This is a genomic window from Streptomyces sp. NPDC004542 (genome assembly GCF_040610035.1).
In the GTDB taxonomy this organism is placed as follows: Bacteria; Actinomycetota; Actinomycetes; order Streptomycetales; family Streptomycetaceae; genus Streptomyces.
The window spans coordinates 1-1,330 of record NZ_JBEXLP010000218.1 but is presented as its reverse complement, the minus strand read 5'-3'; the positions used below and the strand labels follow the sequence as shown (position 1 = coordinate 1,330).

The 1,330-nt window shown below is 64.3% G+C and carries 1 protein-coding gene and 1 pseudogene; both read left to right on the top strand.

Annotated features, from left to right (window positions below; genetic code table 11):
* The first annotated feature begins 384 nt into the window (after positions 1 to 384).
* A complete protein-coding gene (locus ABZX30_RS38185; RefSeq protein WP_355943070.1) occupies positions 385 to 1,044 on the top strand; it encodes a hypothetical protein in 660 nt (219 codons plus the stop codon).
* Between the two features lie 53 nt (positions 1,045 to 1,097).
* Positions 1,098 to 1,330, top strand: a pseudogene (locus tag ABZX30_RS38180) (hypothetical protein); the annotation flags it as partial.

Genomic DNA, 1,330 nt, shown 5'->3' with positions numbered 1-1,330 from the left:
ATCACCTGGAAAATCCACTGGACGGGCAGCGACGGCAAGGGTGACACCCTGCCCGACGGCACCTTCGGCGCGACCCAGAATGTCGTGGTGCAGGAGATCCAGGCCGTCAACCGGTAACCACGCTCGAGTGGCTGGTAGAAGCGGTGGCCAAGTCGCTGCACCGACCGGAACCAGGAGACCACTTGGTGCTCGATTCCCCCAACGGGTCCGAGCCGGACGTCCGTTCCAGGTTCACGTCTCTCGATCTCGTGTCTCTACCGCCACGCTGGTCTGCACCCGGGCACTCCAACGGTGACAGGTCAGGCCGCTCTGGTGCCCCAACTGGCAGCCTGGATACGGTATCGGCTGCTTCACCCACCCCGACCGCCTCACCAGGAGCCCACCGTGACCCGCCGTCCCCGCCTGATCTCGACAGCAGCCGCCGGAGCGATGGCCGTGCTTCTCCTCGCCGGTTGCGGCGGGGGCGGGGACGGCGGTTCGAAGGACAACGACAAGATCGCGGGCGCGGACACGGGGGGCTCGGCTTCGGCTTCGCCGAGCGCTTCGGCATCGACGTCAGTTGACCGGCCGCGGATCGATTTGCCGGCGGACGTGAAATTGACCTTCACGCCTGAGAAGACGGGTGATGCCGTCAAGGATGCGATTCTGAGGGACAACGCGGAGCTCCTTCGAGCTCTCGACGCGGCCATCGTCGCCCAGGATCCTCGCCTTCCCGCTCTTGAGTACTACACGGAGGGTCAGGGAGCAGTGGCCGCCCAGCAGTGGGTGAAGTCCTTCAAGGACGCCGGCTGGACGATCACCGGAACTGTGCGCTACTTCGACCGGCAGGTGAGCGTTGAGTCCAAGGACAAAGCCTCGCTCACTTACTGCGGAGACGAGAGCAAGGGCTACAGCAAGGTCATCAAGACCAACGAAATCAAGGACACCAAAGTCACCAAGGACAGCTACGTCGCCTATGGCGTCCAGGTTCAGAAGAACGAGAAGGGGGTCTGGGAGCTTGTGAAGATCGCTTCCACTCGGGGTGCGGACAGGTGTCAGCCGTGACTCGGTTCCGGCGTGCTGCAGTTTTCCTGGTCGCAGTATCAACCTCTCTCGTACTGACTCCATCCGCCAGCGCCAGCCAGACACCGCCTGGGGGCGGAACCTTCGGTGACGGGTCAGACTCAAACACCTCCGGCAATGCCTCCGACAACGGCACCCTTTCCTCGACGGCCGGCGTCATCGTCTACGACCGCTCGAAGAACGGTTCCGGCGCCTCGGTGGGTCCCGTAACCTCCACCACTTCCTGGGCTCCGCCGGCGTGCTGGTACGCGCCGAAGTACACGCCGGC